This is a genomic window from Actinokineospora auranticolor (genome assembly GCF_002934265.1).
In the GTDB taxonomy this organism is placed as follows: Bacteria; Actinomycetota; Actinomycetes; order Mycobacteriales; family Pseudonocardiaceae; genus Actinokineospora; species Actinokineospora auranticolor.
This window is the reverse complement of the sequence record NZ_PTIX01000004.1, coordinates 331,424-350,811: the sequence shown is the minus strand read 5'-3', so window position 1 is coordinate 350,811 and position 19,388 is coordinate 331,424. Positions and strand designations below refer to the sequence as shown.

The window sequence follows — 19,388 nt, the reverse complement described above, 5'->3', positions numbered from 1 at the left end:
ACAACTTTTTGCGGTGAGCCGGGGTGGTGGACGACCATAGGCACATGGTCAGCAAACCCCCAGAGCGGGACGTCACCGAATCGGACCTCGACGTCTCCCCGCCGAAGCAGTGGGCAGCCGGGATCCCGGGCGTCCTGGTGTCGCTGCAGCGCGGGGTCGAGCAGATGGGGGCCGTGCGCACGGCGAAGACCCTCCGGCTGCTCAACCAGCGGGAGGGGTTCGACTGCCCGGGCTGCGCCTGGCCGGAGGCGCAGGGGCACCGGAAGCTGGCCGAGTTCTGCGAGAACGGGGCGAAGGCCGTCGCGGAGGAGGCGACTCTGCGGCGGGTGGGGCCGGAGTTCTTCGCGGAGCACTCGGTGGCGTCGCTGGCTTCGCGGACCGACTACTGGCTGGGGCAGCAGGGTCGGATCACGGAGCCGGTCGTGCTGCGGCCGGGGGCGACGCACTACGAGCCGGTGTCGTGGTCGGCCGCGTTCGAGTTGATCGCGGCGCACCTGCGCGGTTTGTCCACACCGGACGAGGCCGTGTTCTACACGTCGGGGCGGACGAGCAACGAGGCGGCGTTCCTCTACCAGTTGCTGGTGCGGTCCTACGGCACGAACAACCTGCCGGACTGCTCGAACATGTGCCACGAGTCGTCCGGGGCGGCCCTGGCGGAGACCACCGGGATCGGCAAGGGGTCGGTGAGCCTGGCCGACATCACCGACGCGGACCTGGTCGTGGTGGTGGGGCAGAACCCGGGCACCAACCACCCGCGGATGCTCAGCGCGCTCGAGGTGGCCAAGCGCGGTGGGACGCGGATCGTGGCGGTGAACCCGCTGCCGGAGGCGGGGCTGCTGCGGTTCAAGAACCCGCAGAACGCGCGGGGTCTGGTGGGCAAGGGCACGGAGCTGGCGGACGAGTTCTGCCAGATCCGGCTCGGCGGCGACCAGGCGCTGTTCCAGGCGATCGGGCACCTGCTGCTGCGGTGGGAGGCGGAGCAGCCGGGCACGGTCGTGGATCGCTCGTTCGTGGAGTCGCGGACCGAGGGGTTCGAGGAGTACGCGGCGAGCGTCCGGTCGGTAGACTGGGCGGAGATCGGGGTGGCCACCGGGTTGCCGCAGGAGCAGATCGAGCGGGTCGCGCGGATGGTGGCGACGTCCGAGCGGGTCATCTTCTGCTGGGCCATGGGGTTGACGCAGCACCGGCACTCCGTGCCGACCATCCGGGAGATCGCCAACGTGGCGCTGCTGCGGGGGATGATCGGGAAGCCGGGGGCGGGGCTGTGCCCGGTCCGGGGTCACTCGAACGTGCAGGGCGACCGCACGATGGGCATCTGGGAGAAGATGCCGGAGAAGTTCCTGGCGGCGCTGGACACCGAGTTCGGGATCTCGTCGCCGCGCTCGCACGGGCATGACACGGTCAACGCGATCCGGGCCATGCGGGACGGGTCGGCGAAGGTGTTCATGGCCGTCGGGGGGAACTTCGTCTCGGCGGCACCGGACACCTCGGTGACGGAGTCGGCTCTGCGGTCGTGCGCGTTGACGGTGCACGTGTCGACGAAGTTGAACCGGTCGCACGTCGTGCACGGGGAGACCGCCCTGATCCTGCCCACGCGGGGGCGGACGGAGCGGGACCTCCAGGCGTCGGGCGAGCAGTTCGTGACGGTCGAGGACTCGATGTCGGTGGTGCACCGGTCGCGTGGGCGATTGGCGCCCGCGTCGGAGAAGCTGCTGTCCGAAGTCGGCATCGTGTGCGGCTTGGCACTGGCCCTGTTCGGTCCGGACCACTCGGTGCCGTGGGCCAAGTTCGCCGACGACTACGACCAGATCCGCGACAGCATCTCCCGCGTGGTCCCCGGCTGCTCGGACTACAACGCGAAGGTCCGCCAACCAGACGGCTTCGTCCTCCCCCACGCCCCCCGCGACTCCCGCGAGTTCACCGGGACACGGCACGACAAGGCGGTGTTCACCGCCAACCCGCTCACCGTGCTCCGGGTACCCCCGGGCCGCCTGCTGCTGCAAACCCTCCGCAGCCACGACCAGTACAACACCACCATCTACGGCCTCGACGACCGCTACCGCGGCATCAAGGACGCCCGCCGCGTCGTCCTGGTCAACCCCGACGACATCACCGCCCTGGGCCTCGCCGACGGCCAACTGGTCACCCTCGTCAGCGAGTGGCCGGACGACCCGACCGGCACCCCGGAACGCCACGCCCACAACTTCCGCGTCGTCGCCTACCCCACAGCCCACGGCTGCGCCGCGGCGTACTTCCCGGAAGCCAACTCCCTGATCCCCCTGGACTCGACGGCCGAGACGTCCAACACCCCCACGTCGAAGTCCATCGTCGTCCGACTCGACCCGGCTCCCGCGGAGGTGACCGCCTGACCCAACCCCCACAACAAAATAGGGACAGCGCCCCCGCCCGCCATTCCCCGCACTCCCGGCGCTCCTGTGCCGAGGCACCGAGGCACCGAGGCACCGAGGCACCGAGGCACCGAGGCACCGAGGCACCGAGGCACCGAGGCACCGAGGCACCGAGGCACCGAGGCACCGAGGCACCGAGGCACCGAGGCACCGAGGCAATGCGAGCCCACTGGGCCGAGCGCGGGCAAGCTCGACACGCATCCGCCACCAGGTGGGCCGACCTGACGCGCTGGCACGTGCCTGTCGGCTGGCCCGTCGGGCGAAGGGGCGAACAGAGCCAGCAGGGCTGGCAAGGCTGGCGCCTGGCAAGGCTGGCAGGGCTGGCGCCTGACGGGGCGCGGACCGGGCAAGACCGGCTCCGGCCGGGCTGCCTCCCGCAGACCGGGTGTGGCATGGCTTGGGCTCCGGCGGGACTGAGCCCGAGAGCCGGCTCCGGCCGGGCTGAACGGGCAGAGCTGGATCCGGCGAGGGCGAGACCTGGCGGGGCTGGCACCTGCCGGTGCCAAGTCCGGGCGGGCCGGAGCCCTATCAGGGCGACGGGCCTGCTACCGCACGAGCCCGGCTGCCAGGTGGCCCGAGCGTGCCTTTGCCCACCGCCAGCCATGGGGCAGCGAGCTGAGCGCCGCGTCGGGTGGAGAAGCGCCATCGCCTCCGCTAGGCGGGTGGTGGTCGAGCCCGCGCCACACCTCCGGGCCGTGCGCTGGGCCAGTCTGCTCGCCAGGCTGGGTGGCGACGCCACCTTGTCGGGAGGGCAAACTCCGGCAAGGCGCCACCAGTTGGGTGAGGCAAGCGCCCGTCCGCGAGGCAGCGCTGCCCTGCCAACGCACCGGTCTAGCGGGGCAGTACCGGCCCAGCAGCGCACCGGTCGTCCAACAGGCGAAACCGGTCCGGCGGCGCAACACCGGTCCAGCAGCGCAGCGCCGAGTAGGCGAGAGAGCGCCAAGTGGGCAACGCGGCGCCAGGTGAGCGAGAGACCGCCAGGTAGGCAGCACAGCACCGGGTGAGCGAGAGAGGCCGGGTGAGCTAGAGGGCCCGGTGGGCAACCCCTGTATGTCGGGGCAGCGCTCCGCGAGTGGGTAACGTCCGGGCGGGTGGGTGAGCAGAGGTGCGGTGCGAATAGGGCGCACGGGTTCGTGGGTGGGTTCGCGGGAGCGCGTGGTGTTGGATTAATTTCCTACTGAATCCGGTGGCGGGGCAGGTAATTAATCAGCTCGAAGGCTGGAAGATTATTCGGGTTCATCCCCGGCGACGGTCGCTCGTTGTCGGCGAAATTCACCGGATCGGGTGTAGCCGAACGGGGTGCGGTGGACGCACCCCGTTCGGGGCGGTTCTTCGAACCGGTCAGGTGCGGAGTGGATTTCGGCTGCCCGCGACGATCCGTTGCCAGATGGTGTCCTTCGGGTGGGCCGGGGGTTCTTCCCAGGCCAACTCGGCGGCGGGTTCGCCGTGGCCGAAGCGCCAGGCCGCGGCTTCTTGGCGGGCTTCGGCCTGCTGGTGGCGGATCATGTCTTGGTACACGTCGGGATGCATCGTTCGCCTCCGTGTTCTAGGTGGCGTCCCCCAGGACGCACGTGGGCGCTCGGCTCGGAAACAAAACTGACCCTGGACGGGGACGCGTGTCCCCGCAACCCGGCGAAAGTGGGTTTGTGGAGTCCTGTGGTCGTTGTCGGCCGTTGGGTGCGAATCGCGGGCGGCCACGCTCGCTCTCGCGACTTCGACGCGATCCGCGGCGGGCGGATCACCTCAGCAACATATCTTGACGGAAAAATCATGGGCAAGTCACCTCATTTTCCCCGTTCGTGTGATGCGGGCCTCACCCCCGACCGGCATCGGGCACAGTGGCCGGGGCGTTGAGCCCTACGAGACGATCTCCGGCACGACCCCGAGGAGCCAGCCGATGTCCGCCCCCACGACGCTGACCATGTACTCCACGACCTGGTGCGGGTACTGCCGCAGGCTCAAGACGCTGCTCGCGGACGAGGGCATCGAGTTCGAGGAGGTCGACATCGAGCAGGTCCCCGACGCGGCCGAGTTCGTCATGAGCGTCAACGGTGGCAACCAGACCGTCCCGACCCTGCACTTCCCGGACGGGTCGGCGTTGACCAACCCGACGGTCGCGCAGGTCAAGGCCCAGTTGGCGAAGTAGTCGGCCGGGCCCGCGCCGGTGCCGGGGGACGTGAAACCCACTCATCCGGTGCGGGCCCCGCTCGTGCGGCAGGGTGGAGGCCGGGAGGGTGCCATGGCCTGGAGCAACCAGCGGACCGCGCGCAAGGTTGTCTTGGGCTACGTCGGCGTGGTGACCGTTGTCTTCATCGTCGTCGCGGTGCTCATCGCCGTGCACGACTCCCCGGACGCGTCGTTCGCCCCGGTGTTGGCGATCATCGCCGCGCTGCCCGCGTCACTGGTTCTGGTTCTGCTGCCCGAGTTCGCGGCGCCCTGGGACGGCATCGTCGCGTCTGCCGTGCTGGTCGCCGCGACGCTGGTGCAGGCGTGGATCCTCTGGCTGCTCTTCCGCGGCCACCGAGTGGGCGGCCGGGGGCCGGCGGGCGCGCCGCGTTGACCTGCGGCGCAGCCCGCGAAAGGCCGGACTCGCACGTCCCGTGGAGAACCAGCGGTCAGGGGTTCAGGAGGGCCATTGCGGCGTTGTGGCCCGCGATGCCGCTGACGCCGCCACCGCGTAGGGCGGAGCTGCCGCAGTTCAGGAGGTTGGGGGTGTCGGTCTCGACGCCCCAGCCGACGGGGCGTTCGGCGAAGGGCCAGGTCAGGTCGCCGTGGAAGATGTTGCCGTGGGGCATGGACAGGTCGGCCTCGAGGTCCAATGGGGTGCGGGCCTCCAGGCAGGGGCGGCCGTCCGGGAAGTGGGCCAGGCAGTCCTCGATCGGGTCGACCAGGTGGTGGTTGAGGCGGGCGAGGTAGCGGGACACCAGCTCGTCGCGGGCGCCGGGGTCGGCGAACAGGGCGGCGGGGGTGTGCAGGCCGAACAGGGTCAGGGTGTGCGCGGTTGGCGAGTCCACAATGGACCTGTCGGTCAGGGTGTGGCAGTACGTCTCGGCGGGCGGATGATCCGGGAGAGCGCCCGCTTCCGTTGCCCGGTAGGCATTTTCCAGGTCCGCGAAGGACTCGTCCAGGTGGAGCGTGCCCGCGAAGGCGTCTTCCGGGGAGACGCCGGATTTGAACCTCGGCAGGCGATCCAGCAGGAGGTTGATCTTCAGTTGGGCGCCGGGGGCCGCGTCGGCGGGAGTGCGGCCGCGGAGGCGGTCCAGGATCGCGGGGGCGACGCCGGAGAGCACGTGGTCCGCGGCGACCGTGCGCTCCTCGCCCGCCACGACGTAGCGGACCTCCGCCGTTATACCGTCGGCCTCGATGGCGGTGACCTCGGCGTTCGTGGTGATCCGCGCCCCGGACCGGCGGGCGGCGCGGTCGAGTTCCGCGGTCACCGAGCCCATGCCGCCGACCGGGACACGCCAGTCGCCGGTTCCGTTTCCGATGACGTGGTAGAGGAAGCAGCGGTTGGCGCGTAGGTCGTAGAGGGAGGTGTAGGTGCCAATGAGACCGTCGGTGGCCACTACGCCGCGGACGATGTCGTTGGTGAACGTCTCCTCGAGGGTCTCCCCCAGCGACTGCTCGAACACCTGCCGCCAAGTGCGCTCGCCCGCCGCGGCCAGTACCAGGTCGCGCACCGATTCGCGAGTGAGCACCGGCTCCAGCAGCGTCGGCGCGAGGGCTTTCGCCATCAGTGTTATAGCCCCATAAAACTCGCGCCACCGGTCGTACTCGGCGTGCGAGCCCGTCAGCGCGCGGAACGAACCGGCGGTGTCGGGGCCGCCGACCAGGAGTCCGCCCTGGTCAACCGGCGTGTACGAGGACACCGACCGGGTGCGCAGGTCCAGCCGGAGGCCGAGGTCGTGGACGATCCGGTCCGGCAGCAGGCTGACCAGGTACGAGTACCTCGACAGCCGCACCCCCGGGAACGGGCTGGCGCTGACCGCCGCCCCGCCCACGTGCCCCAGCCGCTCCAGCACCAGCACCGAACGCCCGGCGCGCGCGAGATAAGCCGCCGCCACCAGGGCGTTGTGCCCGCCTCCGACGATCACCACCCGGTTGCCCACGCCCCGACCCCACCACGGCAGGCGGACGGGATCAAGTGCGCAGGTACGACGCCCCGTTGAGGTCGATGATCGTCCCCGACGCCCACAGCGCCTCGGGCGAGGCCAGGTACAGCACGGCCGCCGCGATCTCCTCCGGCGTGGCCACGCGGTTGAACGGGCTCTGCGCGCGGATGTGTTCGCCCTGCGTACCCGAGAGCCGGTCCGCCACCCGATCGGTTTCCACGAATCCGGGGGCTACCGAGGTCACGGCGATACCGTGCGGCGCCAGCGCGACCGCGAGCGATTGCCCCATCGCGTGCAGGGCGGCCTTGCTCGCGCCGTACGCGGCGTGCCCCGGCTCGCCGCGGAACGCGCCGCGCGAACCGACGTTGATGATCCGCCCGCCGGTCCCCTGGGCCAGCATGCGCGCGATGACCTGGTGCGACACGTTCGCCGCGCCCAGCAGGTTGACCGCGAGCACGTCCTGCCAGGCCTTGACCCACTCGTCGTACGGCATGGTCGGCGGCTGCGCCTGGGTGATCACCGCGGCGTTGTTGACCAGTACGTCGACCCCGCCCAGACCCTCCACAGTGGCCTCGACCAACCCCGGGACGGCGGCCGGGTCCGCCAGGTCGGCGCCCACGGTGATGTGCCCTCCTCCCGGTAGCGCGGCCCGCACCAGTTCCGCTCTTTCGGCCCCCGAGAAGTAGTGGATGGCCACCCGATCGCCGTACTCCGCGAACGCGCGCGCCACCGCCGCGCCTATACCACTCGACGAGCCAGTGACCAGGATCCGCCGAGGTGGTTGTGCTGATGGCTGGACGAATTCGCGCTGTGGACTCACGTTCCCACCTTCCCATTAATGCCGGATTAGAGAGATATGACCCTATTGGTATGTACCAATACGGGCTATCGGACTCTTACCGTCGGTGTCCTACCCTGCACAACTCGCCCTCGCTAGGAGAGCGTGATGAATCGAAAGTTAACCGCCGCCGCCATGGCGGCGTTGACGGCCGCCGGTCTCGCGACGGCCGTCGCCCTCACCCCTTCGGCGACCGCCGGGCAGACCGCCCCGGCCGCCGTGGGTGCCGACGCGGCCAGCCCCGAGATGCTCTCGGCCATGGCCCGTGACCTCAAGCTGACGCCCGACCAGGCGCGCCAGCGGATCGCCCGCGAGCACAAGGCGTCCAGCACCGAGCAGGCGCTGCGCGGCTCGCTGGGCAACGCGTTCGGTGGTGCCTGGCTGGACGCGGGCGCCAACACCCTGACCGTGGCGCTGACCGACCCGGCCAAGGCCGACCAGGTCCGCGGCCTCGGCGCGGTGCCGAAGGTGGTGGCCAGGAGCCAGGCCGCCCTCGACTCGGCCAAGGCGAAGCTGGACGCGCACGGCAAGGCCCCCCAGTCCGTCCCGGGCTGGTACGTCGACGTCAACACGAACGCGGTGGTCGTGTTGGCCAAGGCGGGCGGCCAGGACGCGGCCAAGGCGTGGGCGAAGTCGGCCGGTCTGGACGCCGCGGCGGTGCGCGTCGAGACCTCGACCGAGGCCCCGCGCCCGCTGATCGACGTCATCGGCGGCAACGCGTACAACTTCGGTGGCGGCAGCCGCTGCTCGATCGGCTTCTCGGTCGAGGGTGGCTTCGTGACCGCGGGCCACTGCGGCACCGTCGGCACCCAGACCTCCAACCCGAGCGGTTCGGTCGCCGGTTCCAGCTTCCCCGGCAACGACTACGGCTACGTGCGCGTGGCCGCGGGCAACACCCCGCGTCCGCTGGTCAACCGCTACTCGGGCGGCCAGAACGTGAGCGTCGAGGGCAGCACCGAGGCCGCTGTCGGCGCGTCGGTCTGCCGTTCGGGCTCCACGACCGGTTGGCACTGCGGCACCATCCAGCAGAAGAACGCCTCGGTCAACTACCAGGAGGGCACCGTCTCGGGCCTGACCCGGACCAACGCCTGCGCCGAGCCCGGTGACTCCGGTGGTTCGTGGCTGGCCGGCGCCCAGGCGCAGGGCGTCACCTCCGGTGGCTCCGGCAACTGCTCGCAGGGCGGTACCTTCTATTTCCAGCCGGTCAACGAGATCCTGCAGGCCTACGGTCTGCGGCTGCTGACCTCGGGTGGTAACCCGCCCGGCTCCACCACCACGACCACTCCGGGCAACCCGCCCGGTGGCACCTCGTGGGCGCCGTACACCAACTACGCGGCCGGCGCGACCGTGACCTACTCCGGCGTGACCTACCGCGCCATCCAGGGTCACACCTCGCTCCCCGGCTGGGAGCCGCCGAACGTCCCGTCGCTGTGGGGACGCGCGTAAACAGCTAGGCAGTTCCGCTAGGGGGCCGCTCCCGACGTACGCAGGCGTCGGAGCGGCCCCCGTTTTCTATGCTGTCCCCATGGGACGGGTGACGGTGCGCAGGTCGGTGGTGCGGGTCGGGCCCGACGGGCGGCGGTCGAGGCCGGACACGCTCGCGGCCGAGGAGCCGTTGGAGTTGCGGGTCGGGGGTCGGGCACTGGCTGTCACCATGCGGACACCGGGGCACGATGTCGAGTTGGCGCACGGGTTCCTGCTCACCGAGGGTGTCATCGGGGGGCGGGCGGACATCGCGGTCGCGCGGTACTGCGACGGGGTCGACGACGAGGGGCGCAACACCTACAACGTGCTGGACGTGGCGTTGGCGGAGGGTGTGCCCGCGCCGGAAGTCGGTGTGGAGCGGAACTTCTACACGACGTCGTCCTGCGGGGTTTGCGGAAAGGCCGCGCTGGACGCGGTTCGGTTGAAGACGCGGTACTCGCCCGCCGGGGATTCGTCGCGGGTCAGCGTGGGAACGCTTTCGGGGTTGCCGGATGAGTTGCAGGAGAAGCAGAAGGTGTTCGGCAGCACCGGCGGCCTGCACGCCGCCGGACTGTTCACATCGGACGGTGCCGCGCTCGTGGTGCGCGAGGACGTCGGGCGGCACAACGCGGTCGACAAGGTGATCGGGTGGGCCGTGCAGCAGGAGCTGGTCCCGTTGGCGGGCAAGGTTCTGCTGGTTTCGGGGCGCGCGTCGTTCGAGTTGGTGCAGAAGGCGGCCATGGCGGGGATCCCGGTGCTCGCCGCGGTGTCGGCGCCGTCGTCGTTGGCGGTGTCGTTGGCCGAGGAGCAGGGGATCACGCTGGTCGGGTTCCTGCGCGGGGACACGATGAACCTGTACACGCGCGACGAGCGGATCACCGGGTGAAACCCCTCGACGGGGTGGTGGTGCTGGGGTTGGAGCAGGCCGTCGCGGTGCCGTACGCGACCCGTCTGCTGGCCGACCTGGGCGCGCGGGTGATCAAGGTGGAGAAGCTGGACGGCGACTTCGCGCGGCACTACGACACCGCGTGCGGGGAGGTGTCGAGCTACTTCGCCTGGACGAACGTCGGCAAGGAGTCGCTGGCGGTCGACCTGAAGCGGCCTGAGGGGCTGGCGGTCGTGGCGGCGGCGGTGGAGCGGGCGGACGTGGTGATGTGCAACCTGTCCCCCGGTGCGGCCCGGCGGTTGGGGTTGGACGCGGAGACGTTGCGGGACGGTCGACCCGAGTTGATCGTCGCGGAGTTGTCGTCCTATGGGGACAGTGGGCCTTATCGGTCGCGCAAGGCTTTTGACGCGTTGGTGCAGTCCGAGACCGGGTTGGTCGCGGCCACCGGCTCGGGTGGCGCGATGGCGCGGGCCGGGATCTCGGTGGCTGATATCGCGGCGGGCACGCAGATGCACGCGGCCGTGCTGGCGGCGCTCGTGCGGCGCGGACGGACCGGGGAGGGCGCGACGCTGCGGTTGACGCTGATGGAGGCGTTGGCGGAGTGGATGCACCAACCCGCGCTGTACGCGTTCGGGACGGGGCAGGCGCCTACACGATCGGGGGCGCATCACCCGACTATCGCGCCGTACGGTCCGTTCACCTGCGGAGACGGCGAGACGGTGCACTTGGCGGTGCAGAACGACGGCCAGTGGCGTCGGCTGTGCGCGGTGGTCGGGCCCGGGTTGGCCGCCGATCCGCGGTTCGCGTCGGTGTCGGGGCGGGTGGCGTGTCGGGATGAGCTGCACGCCTTGCTCCAACCGGCCTTCGACGCCATGACCTCGGCCGAGTTGCTGGCGGCGTTGGACTTGGCGGACGTGCCCGCGGGGCGTACGAGGTCGGTGGCGGACCTGCGGTCGCACCCGCAGTTGGTGGCGCGGGACCGGTGGGTGGAGATCGAGGCACCGGGGGCGGTGGTGCCGATGCTGCGGCCACCGGTCGACGGGTGGGAGTGGTCGGCGGGTTCGGTGCCGGGGTTGGGCGAGCACTCTGCGGCAGTGCTGGAGTGGCTGGGGTACGCCCCGGACCAAGTCCGGGAGCTGGCGGCGAGCGGCGTCATCGGCCTCTGAAATCTCCAAGGCACCCCCCAACAGCCCCCACCCTCCGAAGCCTCGGCGGGCCTCCTCGGGCGCAACGCCCGAGCCGACCGGCCCGCCGCGAAGAAGCACTCAGGGCCGAACACTTGGTTGCGCGCCGCACACCCAGGCCGCCCGAGACAGCACCCGCCGGAACCGCTCGAACCCAGAACTCACCGAGTTGTCCCTGACGAGCGCCGGCTCACGCCACCCTGTCCTACCCGCACCGGGGCAAGAACCAGACCTCCACGGCAAACCAACAGGCCCGACCGCGCTCCGTCCACACGAGACCGCCTGCGCGGCCGCGGAACACCAGTTTGAAATGCCCCACGCCGGACCCCGCACAGCCCCCACCCACCACCGGGGGGACGGCCCTGCTCCAGCCTATCGGGGGCGGTGACGGCGGGCGGGGGTGACGAGTTTCTGTGGATAGATGGGGAGGATGTGGATGGCCCCTGGAGGGGGAAAGGCCAGGTCAGCGAGGGTGGGCGTCGAGGGCTGTGGATAAGTTGCGCTCGATCGGGTGAGGTGCGCGGGGCGCCAGAGGGTGGCGGCGGTCTTGAGGCACTGGGTCTGGCGAAAATGGGGTGTTCGGTGACAAACCGGGAACGCGAGGTGGGTGGGATGAGGGTTCCGTGATGGTGCGCCCGCTGGGCGAAGGACCCGCAGGTCTTGTGCAGGTCGTCGAAGGAGCCCTGGCCGCCGGGACTGCGGTGAGTCTGACGGGCCTGACGGGGAGCGTGCTCCATGTGGGCGGATGAGGGTTCCGTGATGGTGCGCCCGCTGGGCGAAGGACCCGCAGGTCTTGTGCAGGTCGTCGAAGGAGCCCTGGCCGCCGGGGCTGCGGTGGGCCTGGGGGGAGCGTGCTCCACACCATTTGCCGCACGTCGTAGTGAGTGACCTTGGTCGGCGGGAGGGGACGTGGAGTGGAGTCGGGACTGGTGGTGGGCGGCGGGTGGACGAGAACCCGGGCGAGAGTGTGATGCGAATTACATTCGGGCCGCGTATGGGGCGGTGGGGCGCGGCTGGTCCGTGTTGATGGTGTGAACGGGTGTCGGAGGGGAACGCGGGGTGAGGGGCGCGCGTTGGGGGGTTGGGCCGGTTGGGGGTTGCTTCGCCGTGGGCGGGCACACAGCGTGTCTGAACCGAGAAACGTCTGGACCACTTTGTCCGATGAGTGAATCAGGCGTGGTACGGGGACCGCGGAGGGGCTGATGGCTGGGTTTGGCGGGGTGCGGGTCAGTCGGCGGTCTTTACTGGTCGCCGGGGCTGCCGGGGTTGCCACGGCGGGGGTTGTCGTGGGGGCCGCTACTCGGACGTTGCCGTTGCTGGATGTCATCGGGGCCGCGGTGGGAGGTGGCGGGGAGCCGGTGATCCGCACGGAGCGCGTGTGGTCGGCGGCGCGGGGTACCGATGTCGACCTGGTGACGGTCCTGCCCGAGGAGCCGGTCAGTCGGAATCTGCCGGTTTGCCTGCTGCTGCACGGCCTGCGTGGCAACGCCAAGCACGCCGCGCCGACCGGGTTGGCCAGGGCGTTGGCTCGACGGGTTTCCGACGGGGACCTGCCGCCGTTCGCGTTCGTGGCGGTGGATGGTGGGGACAACTACTGGCACGAGAACCACGTCGGCGACAACTCGATGGCGATGTTGCTGGATGACGTTCCCCGGTGGTTGCGGGCGCGTGGGCTGGGGGACTCGACCGGGACGCCGTTCGCGTGCGCGGGGGTGTCCATGGGCGGGTTCGGTGCCCTGCTGTACGCGCGGCGGCGGCAGGAGTTGAGGAGGCCGTTGTCGGCGGTGGCGGCGGTCTCGCCCGGGCTGCTGATGTCGTGGCGTGAGATGAGCACGCGGCGGGCGTTCAAGAGCAACCAGGAGTGGGCGTCGCTGGATCCGCTGCGCAACGTGGAGAAGTTGGGGAAGACGCCGGTCGGGATCTGGTGCGGGACCGAGGACCACTTCATCGAGGGTGCGCGGAAGTTCATCCGGTTGGCTGCCCCCGAAGTGGCCTACACCGGGCCCGGCGGGCACGGGGATTCGTTCTACCGGGGGGTCGTGCCGTCGGTGCTGGACTTCCTGGGCAAGCACGCGCCCGTCGCCCCAGGGGTCTAGCGGGCGGCTTCCCGGACGGGCTGGGCTTCTTGGTCACCGGGCGGGGAGAGCAGAGGCGGTGGGCGCGCTAAAGGCCCCGGCGACGGGTGTGGACGCGGCGACCCTGACAAGCCCCGAACAGCACCGCGCCCCCGGGCCGGAGGGCTCGGGGGCGCGGATGGGGGCTGGTTAGGCCGACTTCTCGCGGCGTTCGCGGCGGGAGGGCTGGCGGGCGACGATCGTGGGGTTCACGTTCTCGCGGACGGTCTGCTCGGTGATGACGACCTTGGCCACGTCCGTGCGGCTGGGGATGTCGTACATGACCGACTGCAGGACCTCCTCCATGATGGCCCGCAGGCCACGCGCGCCGGTGCCGCGGAGGATGGCCTGGTCGGCGACCGCCTCGAGGGCGGTGTCGGTGAACTCCAGTTCGACGCCGTCCATCTCGAAGAGCTTCTGGTACTGCTTGACCAGGGCGTTCCTCGGCTCGGTGAGGATCTGGACCAGCGACGCCTTGTCCAGGTTCGTCACGCTGGCCAGGACCGGGAGGCGGCCGATGAACTCGGGGATCAGGCCGAACTTGATCAGGTCCTCGGGCATCGTGTCGGAGAAGAAGTCGGCCGCGTCGACGTCGGCCTTCGAGCGGATCTCGGCGCCGAAGCCGAGGCCGCGCTTGCCGACGCGGTCCTGGATGATCTTCTCCAGACCGGCGAAGGCGCCCGCCACGATGAACAGCACGTTCGTCGTGTCGATCTGGATGAACTCCTGGTGGGGGTGCTTGCGGCCACCCTGCGGGGGCACGCTGGCGGTGGTGCCCTCCAGGATCTTCAGCAGCGCCTGCTGCACGCCCTCGCCCGACACGTCGCGGGTGATGGAGGGGTTTTCACTCTTCCGGGCGATCTTGTCGACCTCGTCGATGTAGATGATCCCGGTCTCGGCCCGCTTGACGTCGTAGTCGGCGGCCTGGATGAGCTTGAGCAGGATGTTCTCGACGTCCTCGCCGACGTAGCCCGCCTCGGTCAGGGCCGTGGCGTCGGCGATGGCGAAGGGCACGTTGAGCAGCTTGGCCAGCGTCTGGGCCAGGTAGGTCTTGCCGCAGCCGGTGGGGCCCAGCATCAGGATGTTGGACTTGGCCAGCTCGACGGTCTCCTCCCGCGACTCGCGGCCTTCCGGCCGGGCGCGGTCACCCGCCTGGATGCGCTTGTAGTGGTTGTAGACCGCAACGGCCAGGGAGCGCTTCGCGTCGTCCTGACCGATGACGTACTGGTCGAGGAAGTCGTGGATCTCGGCCGGTTTCGGCAGCTCGTCGAGCTTGACGTCACCGGCCTCCGCGAGCTCTTCCTCGATGATCTCGTTGCAGAGGTCGATGCACTCGTCGCAGATGTACACGCCTGGGCCGGCGATGAGCTTCTTCACCTGCTTCTGGCTCTTCCCGCAGAAAGAGCACTTGAGCAGGTCTCCGCCGTCACCAATACGCGCCATGACCGCTGACCTCTGTCCCCTCCGGCGCACTCGGGGTTGTGCGCCTGGCTACGTGACCGGTATCGGCCGGCCCGGTTACGCACCGGTCACCCGTGGGGTGCCGCCGCGTGACCGAGCCGGTCGCGACCGTTGCCCTCGACGGTACCCGCCCTCCCCCGCCAAGCGGGAGAAGCCGGGGTCGTCCCGGGCCTGAATCTGCTCGTATGACCTAGTCGAACACGGTAGGCCGGTTGCGGCCCGCGTGTCGGGTCTTTTCGACCGTTAGGCGGCGCAGGCGAGGGTTTTCGCCCGGTCAGCCCTTGGCCGACAGCTTGCGGTAGGGCAACACCTCGTCGATGATGCCGTATTCCTTGGCCTCCTGGGCCGTGAGGATCTTGTCCCGCTCGATGTCCTGGCGGACCTGCTCCTCGTCCTTGCCGGTGTGCCGGGCCAGGGTGGTCTCCAGCGCCTTGCGCACCCGCTGGATCTCGTTGGCCTGGATCTCCAGGTCCGACACCTGGCCGTACACACCGTCGGTGGACGGCTGGTGGATCAGCACGCGCACGTTCGGCAGCGCGAAGCGCTTGCCCGGGGTGCCCGCGGCCAGCAGCACCGCCGCGGCCGACGCGGCCTGCCCGAGGCAGAACGTCTGGATGTCGGGCCGGACGTACTGCATCGTGTCGTAGATGGCCATCAACGAGGTGAACGAGCCACCCGGGGAGTTGATGTACATGGTGATGTCGCGGTCGGGGTCCGTGGACTCCAGGTAGATCAGCTGCGCCATCACGTCGTTGGCCGACGCGTCGTCGATCTGCACGCCGACGAAGATGACCCGTTCCTCGAACAGCTTGTTGTACGGGTTGGACTCCTTGACCCCGTAGCTCGTGCGCTCCACGAAGGACGGCAGCACGTAGCGGGACTGCGGGAGGTGAAGTTCACTCACGGGCTTGCTCCTGGTTCCTCGTCCGCGTCAGTTCGAGTTCGGGGTGTGCTGGGCGCGGCTCACCACGTGGTCGACGAAGCCGTACTCGCGGGCCTCCTCGGCGGTGAACCAGCGGTCGCGGTCGGCGTCGGCGGTGATCTTCTCGACGGTCTGGCCGGTCTGCTGCGCGGTGATCAGCGCCATCTCGTACTTCCACTTGGCGTAGACCTGCGCGCGGATGGCGATGTCCGACGCGGTGCCGCCGACGCCCGCGGACGGCTGGTGCATCATGATCCGGGCGTGCGGCAGGGCGTAGCGCTTGCCGGGGGTGCCCGAGGCGAGCAGGAACTGGCCCATGGAGGCGGCCAGGCCCATGCCCCAGGTCGCCACGTCCGGCTCGATGAGCTGCATGGTGTCGTAGATCGCCATGCCCGCGGTGACCGAGCCACCGGGCGAGTTGATGTAGAAGGTGATGTCCCGCTCGGGGTCCTCGGCGGCAAGCAGCAGCAGCTGCGCCGTGATCCGGTTGGCGATCTCGTCGTCGACCTCGGAGCCGAGGAAGACGATGCGCTCACGGAGCAGCCGCTCGTACACCGAGTCGTTCAGGGTCAGCCCCGCGGTGCCGGACCGCATGTGGGGCGAGAGGTGCTGCGTCACGTCTGCCTGCCTTCTCCCAAATCTGCCTTGGCTGGGGTACTGCCGGTCCCGCTGGGGGGATCTTCCTGGGACCGACATTAACGAAGGTGGGCGGCGCCGACGTGCCGACACCGCCCACTTTCGCTCAGAGCGTCAAACACATCCCACCCGACCGGGTGGGTTACGGGGCCACCGGCTCCTTGGAGTCGTCGGACTTGGCCTCGACCGCAGTGTCCTCGGCGGACTCGGCGGCGGGCTCCTCGGCCGCGCCGAAGAGCTCGGAGAGGTCGACGGTGTTGCCCTCGGCGTCGGTCACGGTCGCCTGGCGCACCACCGAAGCCAGCGCCTTGCCGCGGCGCACGTCGGCGAAGATCGCGCCGAGCTGGCCGGACTGCTGGGCCCGCTGCACGTACTCGTCCGGGCTGATGCCGAAGCGCTGCGCCTGGTAGATGATCCGCTCGGTCAGCTCGGCGTCGCTGACCTGCACGCCCTCGGCCTCGGCGATGGCGTCGAGGACGAGCTGCGTCTTGACCGACTTCTCGGCCTCGGCGCGCAGTTCGGCGTCGAAGTCCTCGCGGGTCTTGTCCTGGGTGGCGAGGTACTCGTTCAGCTTGGCCTCGTCGTGCTCGAACGGGTGCACCGCGTCGTGCTGGCGGGACTCCACCTCGGCCTCGAGGACCTTGTCGGGCAGCGGGACCTCGACGACCTCGAGCAGCGCGTCGAGGACCTTGTCGCGGGCCTGCACGCCCTGCTGCATCTTCTTCACCCGGGAGAGCCGCTCACGCAGGTCGCCGCGCAGCTCCTCGATGGTGTCGTACTCGCTGGCCAGCTGGGCGAAGTCGTCGTCGGCCGCAGGCAGCTCGCGGACCTTGACCGACTGCACGGTCACCGACACCTCCGCGTCCTGGCCCGCGAACTCGCCCGCGACCAGCTTGGTGGTGAAGGTCTTGGTCTCCCCCGCCGCGGCACCGACCAGCGCCTCGTCGATGCCGTCGATCAGCTCGCCGGAACCGACCTGGTAGGACAGGCCGCTGGTCTTGGCCTCCTCGACCTCCTGGCCGTCCACAGTGGCCGACAGGTCGACGGAGACGAAGTCGCCGTCCTCGACCGGGCGGTCGGCACCGGTGAGGGTGCCGAACCGGGCGCGCAGCTCGTCGAGCTGCTCGTCGACCTCGGCGTCGGTGAGCTCGACGTCCTCGACGGACACGGAGAACTCGCCGAAGGCCGGGAGGGTGATCTCCGGGCGGACGTCGACCTCGGCGGTGAACGCCAGGTGGTCGTTGTCCTCCAGCTTGGTGACCTCGATGTCGGGCTGACCCAGCGCGTGGATCGAGCCCGCGTTCACGGCCTCCATGTACTTGGCCGGGATCGCCTCGTTGATCACCTCGTCCAGGATCGGCGCGCGGCCGATGCGGGACTCGATGACCCGGGCGGGGGCCTTGCCGGGGCGGAAGCCCGGGATGCGGACCTGGCTCGCGAGCTTGCGGTAGGCGCGGTCGAAGTTCGGCTTGAGCTCGTCGAACGGCACCTCGACGTTGATCCGGACTCGCGTCGGGCTCAGCTGCTCGACGGTGCTCTTCAACGTGGTCTCCTCGTGCGACTGACTGGACTGCTGTGGGGTTGCCTGACCCGCGGCGGGCGTGCGGACCGGGGCCCGCTGGCGCGTCGGCCCGATACCACGGCCGGGATCAGCCCCCGAGTCTAGGCGAGCTTGCCCAGGTCGGGCCGCGCCGGGGTGGCGATGTCCGCCCCGAGGCGGTCCAGGGTGCGCACCGCCCGCCTAGTGGAGCCGGTCACCTCGACCATCGCGATGACGTGGTCGACGCCGGACCTGCGCGCGGAGTCGCGCAGGCGGGCGGTGCAGTGGTCCGCGTCACCTACCGGGTGAAGGTCGCACAGGTACCGCGCGTACGCCACTGGATCACGGCCGGGACCGGGCCTGCCGTCGACCGGGACGTGCGCGGCGAGGCCGTCGGCGAGCCAGCCGGGCGCGGTGGCCATGACCTCGGCGACGGCCTGCTCCCGGGTGTCGGCGACGTGCGCGACGACGGTGGAGATGTGGTCGGCGCCCGCGGGCCCGCCGCGGGCGCGGTAGTGGTCGACGAAGGCGCGCTTTTCGTCGTCGGTCATGTGCATGCCCAGGAGCATGGGGAGGCCCTGCGCGGCGGCGAGTTCCACCGACGCGGTCGAGGTGCAGGCGAGGTGGACCGGTGGCGGCGCGGCGGGCGCGGGGACCATCGGGACCTCGCGGAAGGGGAAGGCCGGTGTTCCCTCGACGACGGCGTGCGCCAGCGCTTTCCGCAGCAGGGCCAGGGATTCGGGGAAACCGCGTTCGTAGCGGTCGAGGGACGAGCCGAACACCTCCAGGTCCACCCACGGGCCGCCGCGACCGACGCCGAGCCGGAAGCGGCCACCGGAGACGGCGGCGAGCAGGCGGGCGCGTTCGGCGAGGGCTACGGGGTGGGTGGTGGAGAGCACGCTCACCGCGGTGCCGACGTCGACGCGGTGGGTGCGGCCGAGGAGGAAGCCCGCGAGGGTGGTCGCGTCGGGGCAGGTGCCGTAGGGCATGAAGTGGTGTTCGGCGAACCACACGTCGGACAGGCAGGCGCGCTCGGCGGCGGTGCCGATGGCGACCGCCCGTTCCAGCGCGTCGAGGTCGGACTGGCCGGGGAAGCGGGCGGCGAGGACGAAGGCTCCGAGTTTCACCCTGGTCCGATACCGACCGGGGGACGCCCGGGGCAAGGGGCGTCCGGGGGACAGCGACTGGGCCGAACCGGTGGCGTCCGGTTCGGGGTCTTGTCCGGTGTTCAACAGGGCGGTACGCAGTACCAAAGGCAGTACCCCGACGGTGTGGAGGTGCGGATGTCTCTGGATGTGCCCGCGGACCTGTTGGCGCGCGCGGAGGCGGGGCCGGTGGACGACGCGGAGTTCGTCGCGTGCGTCCGCGACTCGCTGCCCTACGCCTGGCAGGTGATCTCGGCCGTGGCGACCTCGGTCGACGAGACCGGCTTCGCCGATCACGAGACCCCGCCGCCCAGCGAGGCCGAGCGCGGGCAGCTGCTGCGCGCCCTGGCGTCGGACTCCATCCGGGGCGGCCTGGAGCGGCACTTCGGCGTGAAGCTGGCGTTCCAGAACTGCCACCGGGTGGCCGCGTTCACCCCGTCCGCGGTCGACAGCGACCGGTACCGGGCGTTCATCTCCCCGCGCGGCCAGCTGCTCAACCAGTCCCCCGAACTGCGCGACTGCTGAGCGGTCGGCACCTGGACCCGGCAGGGGGTGTCGGCACTCCCAGCGGGATGCGACCTCCCGCTCCGCGCCCCCTGCCATCTCCCCGACCGACGCCCGCTGGTCCAGCGTCACGGAACCACGTTCGCCCAGGTGAGAAGCTCGCACCATGGGGGT

Annotated in this window: 16 protein-coding genes; 8 read left to right on the top strand and 8 right to left on the bottom strand. The window is 70.4% G+C overall.

What is annotated here, in order from left to right; translation table 11 throughout:
• Positions 1–44 precede the first annotated feature (44 nt).
• Positions 45–2,369, top strand: coding sequence for an FdhF/YdeP family oxidoreductase (locus CLV40_RS10050; RefSeq protein ID WP_104478569.1), 2,325 nt, complete (start codon positions 45–47; stop codon positions 2,367–2,369).
• A 1,380-nt stretch (positions 2,370–3,749) separates the two neighbouring features.
• On the opposite strand, the gene CLV40_RS37120 is transcribed toward CLV40_RS10050, so the two are convergent.
• Positions 3,750–3,938, bottom strand: a complete 189-nt coding sequence (locus tag CLV40_RS37120) for a hypothetical protein (protein WP_146107981.1) — start codon at positions 3,936–3,938, stop codon at positions 3,750–3,752.
• Positions 3,939–4,305: 367 nt separating this feature from the next.
• Between CLV40_RS37120 and CLV40_RS10040 the strand changes: the two genes are divergently transcribed.
• Together CLV40_RS10040 and CLV40_RS10035 are read left to right on the top strand one after the other, a co-directional pair.
• Positions 4,306–4,554 (top strand): mycoredoxin, encoded by a 249-nt coding sequence (locus CLV40_RS10040; RefSeq protein ID WP_104478568.1) that lies wholly within the window; start codon positions 4,306–4,308, stop codon positions 4,552–4,554.
• A gap of 93 nt (positions 4,555–4,647) precedes the next feature.
• Complete coding sequence (locus tag CLV40_RS10035; RefSeq protein ID WP_104478567.1) at positions 4,648–4,968, top strand: SCO4225 family membrane protein; 321 nt, start codon at positions 4,648–4,650, stop codon at positions 4,966–4,968.
• Positions 4,969–5,023: 55 nt separating this feature from the next.
• Here CLV40_RS10035 and CLV40_RS10030 read toward each other — a convergent pair whose 3' ends face one another.
• A complete protein-coding gene (locus CLV40_RS10030) occupies positions 5,024–6,517 on the bottom strand; it encodes a phytoene desaturase family protein (RefSeq protein WP_219823940.1) in 1,494 nt (497 codons plus the stop codon).
• A 31-nt stretch (positions 6,518–6,548) separates the two neighbouring features.
• Complete coding sequence (locus tag CLV40_RS10025; RefSeq protein ID WP_104478566.1) at positions 6,549–7,340, bottom strand: SDR family NAD(P)-dependent oxidoreductase; 792 nt, start codon at positions 7,338–7,340, stop codon at positions 6,549–6,551.
• A 126-nt stretch (positions 7,341–7,466) separates the two neighbouring features.
• Between CLV40_RS10025 and CLV40_RS10020 the strand changes: the two genes are divergently transcribed.
• The 4 genes from CLV40_RS10020 to CLV40_RS10005 all read left to right on the top strand — a co-directional run bounded on the left by CLV40_RS10020 (position 7,467) and on the right by CLV40_RS10005 (position 12,988).
• Complete coding sequence (locus CLV40_RS10020) at positions 7,467–8,804, top strand: alpha-lytic protease prodomain-containing protein (protein ID WP_104478565.1); 1,338 nt, start codon at positions 7,467–7,469, stop codon at positions 8,802–8,804.
• A gap of 79 nt (positions 8,805–8,883) precedes the next feature.
• Positions 8,884–9,708: a formate dehydrogenase accessory sulfurtransferase FdhD gene (gene fdhD, locus CLV40_RS10015; RefSeq protein ID WP_104478564.1), complete on the top strand. Its 825-nt coding sequence runs from the start codon at positions 8,884–8,886 to the stop codon at positions 9,706–9,708.
• Entirely contained in the window at positions 9,705–10,874 is a 1,170-nt protein-coding gene (locus CLV40_RS10010; RefSeq protein ID WP_104478563.1) for a CaiB/BaiF CoA transferase family protein, read from the top strand. The genes fdhD and CLV40_RS10010 overlap by 4 nt, the downstream gene beginning before the upstream one ends.
• A 1,220-nt stretch (positions 10,875–12,094) precedes the next feature.
• Entirely contained in the window at positions 12,095–12,988 is an 894-nt protein-coding gene (locus CLV40_RS10005; RefSeq protein WP_104478562.1) for an alpha/beta hydrolase, read from the top strand.
• 168 nt (positions 12,989–13,156) lie between these two features.
• Here CLV40_RS10005 and clpX read toward each other — a convergent pair whose 3' ends face one another.
• The 5 genes from clpX to CLV40_RS09980 all read right to left on the bottom strand — a co-directional run bounded on the left by clpX (position 13,157) and on the right by CLV40_RS09980 (position 18,692).
• Positions 13,157–14,449 carry an ATP-dependent Clp protease ATP-binding subunit ClpX gene (gene clpX, locus CLV40_RS10000; protein ID WP_104478561.1) on the bottom strand — a complete coding sequence of 431 codons (1,293 nt, stop codon included), beginning with the start codon at positions 14,447–14,449 and terminating at the stop codon, positions 13,157–13,159.
• 292 nt (positions 14,450–14,741) lie between these two features.
• Positions 14,742–15,371, bottom strand: a complete 630-nt coding sequence (locus tag CLV40_RS09995) for an ATP-dependent Clp protease proteolytic subunit (protein WP_104478560.1) — start codon at positions 15,369–15,371, stop codon at positions 14,742–14,744.
• A 27-nt stretch (positions 15,372–15,398) separates the two neighbouring features.
• Positions 15,399–16,007 carry an ATP-dependent Clp protease proteolytic subunit gene (locus CLV40_RS09990; protein WP_104478559.1) on the bottom strand — a complete coding sequence of 203 codons (609 nt, stop codon included), beginning with the start codon at positions 16,005–16,007 and terminating at the stop codon, positions 15,399–15,401.
• A 160-nt stretch (positions 16,008–16,167) separates the two neighbouring features.
• Positions 16,168–17,568, bottom strand: coding sequence for a trigger factor (tig, locus tag CLV40_RS09985; protein WP_104478558.1), 1,401 nt, complete (start codon positions 17,566–17,568; stop codon positions 16,168–16,170).
• Between the two features lie 119 nt (positions 17,569–17,687).
• Positions 17,688–18,692, bottom strand: a complete 1,005-nt coding sequence (locus CLV40_RS09980; RefSeq protein ID WP_104478557.1) for an LLM class flavin-dependent oxidoreductase — start codon at positions 18,690–18,692, stop codon at positions 17,688–17,690.
• 156 nt (positions 18,693–18,848) lie between these two features.
• Between CLV40_RS09980 and CLV40_RS09975 the strand changes: the two genes are divergently transcribed.
• Positions 18,849–19,235 (top strand): SCO5389 family protein, encoded by a 387-nt coding sequence (locus CLV40_RS09975; protein WP_104478556.1) that lies wholly within the window; start codon positions 18,849–18,851, stop codon positions 19,233–19,235.
• Positions 19,236–19,388 lie beyond the last annotated feature (153 nt).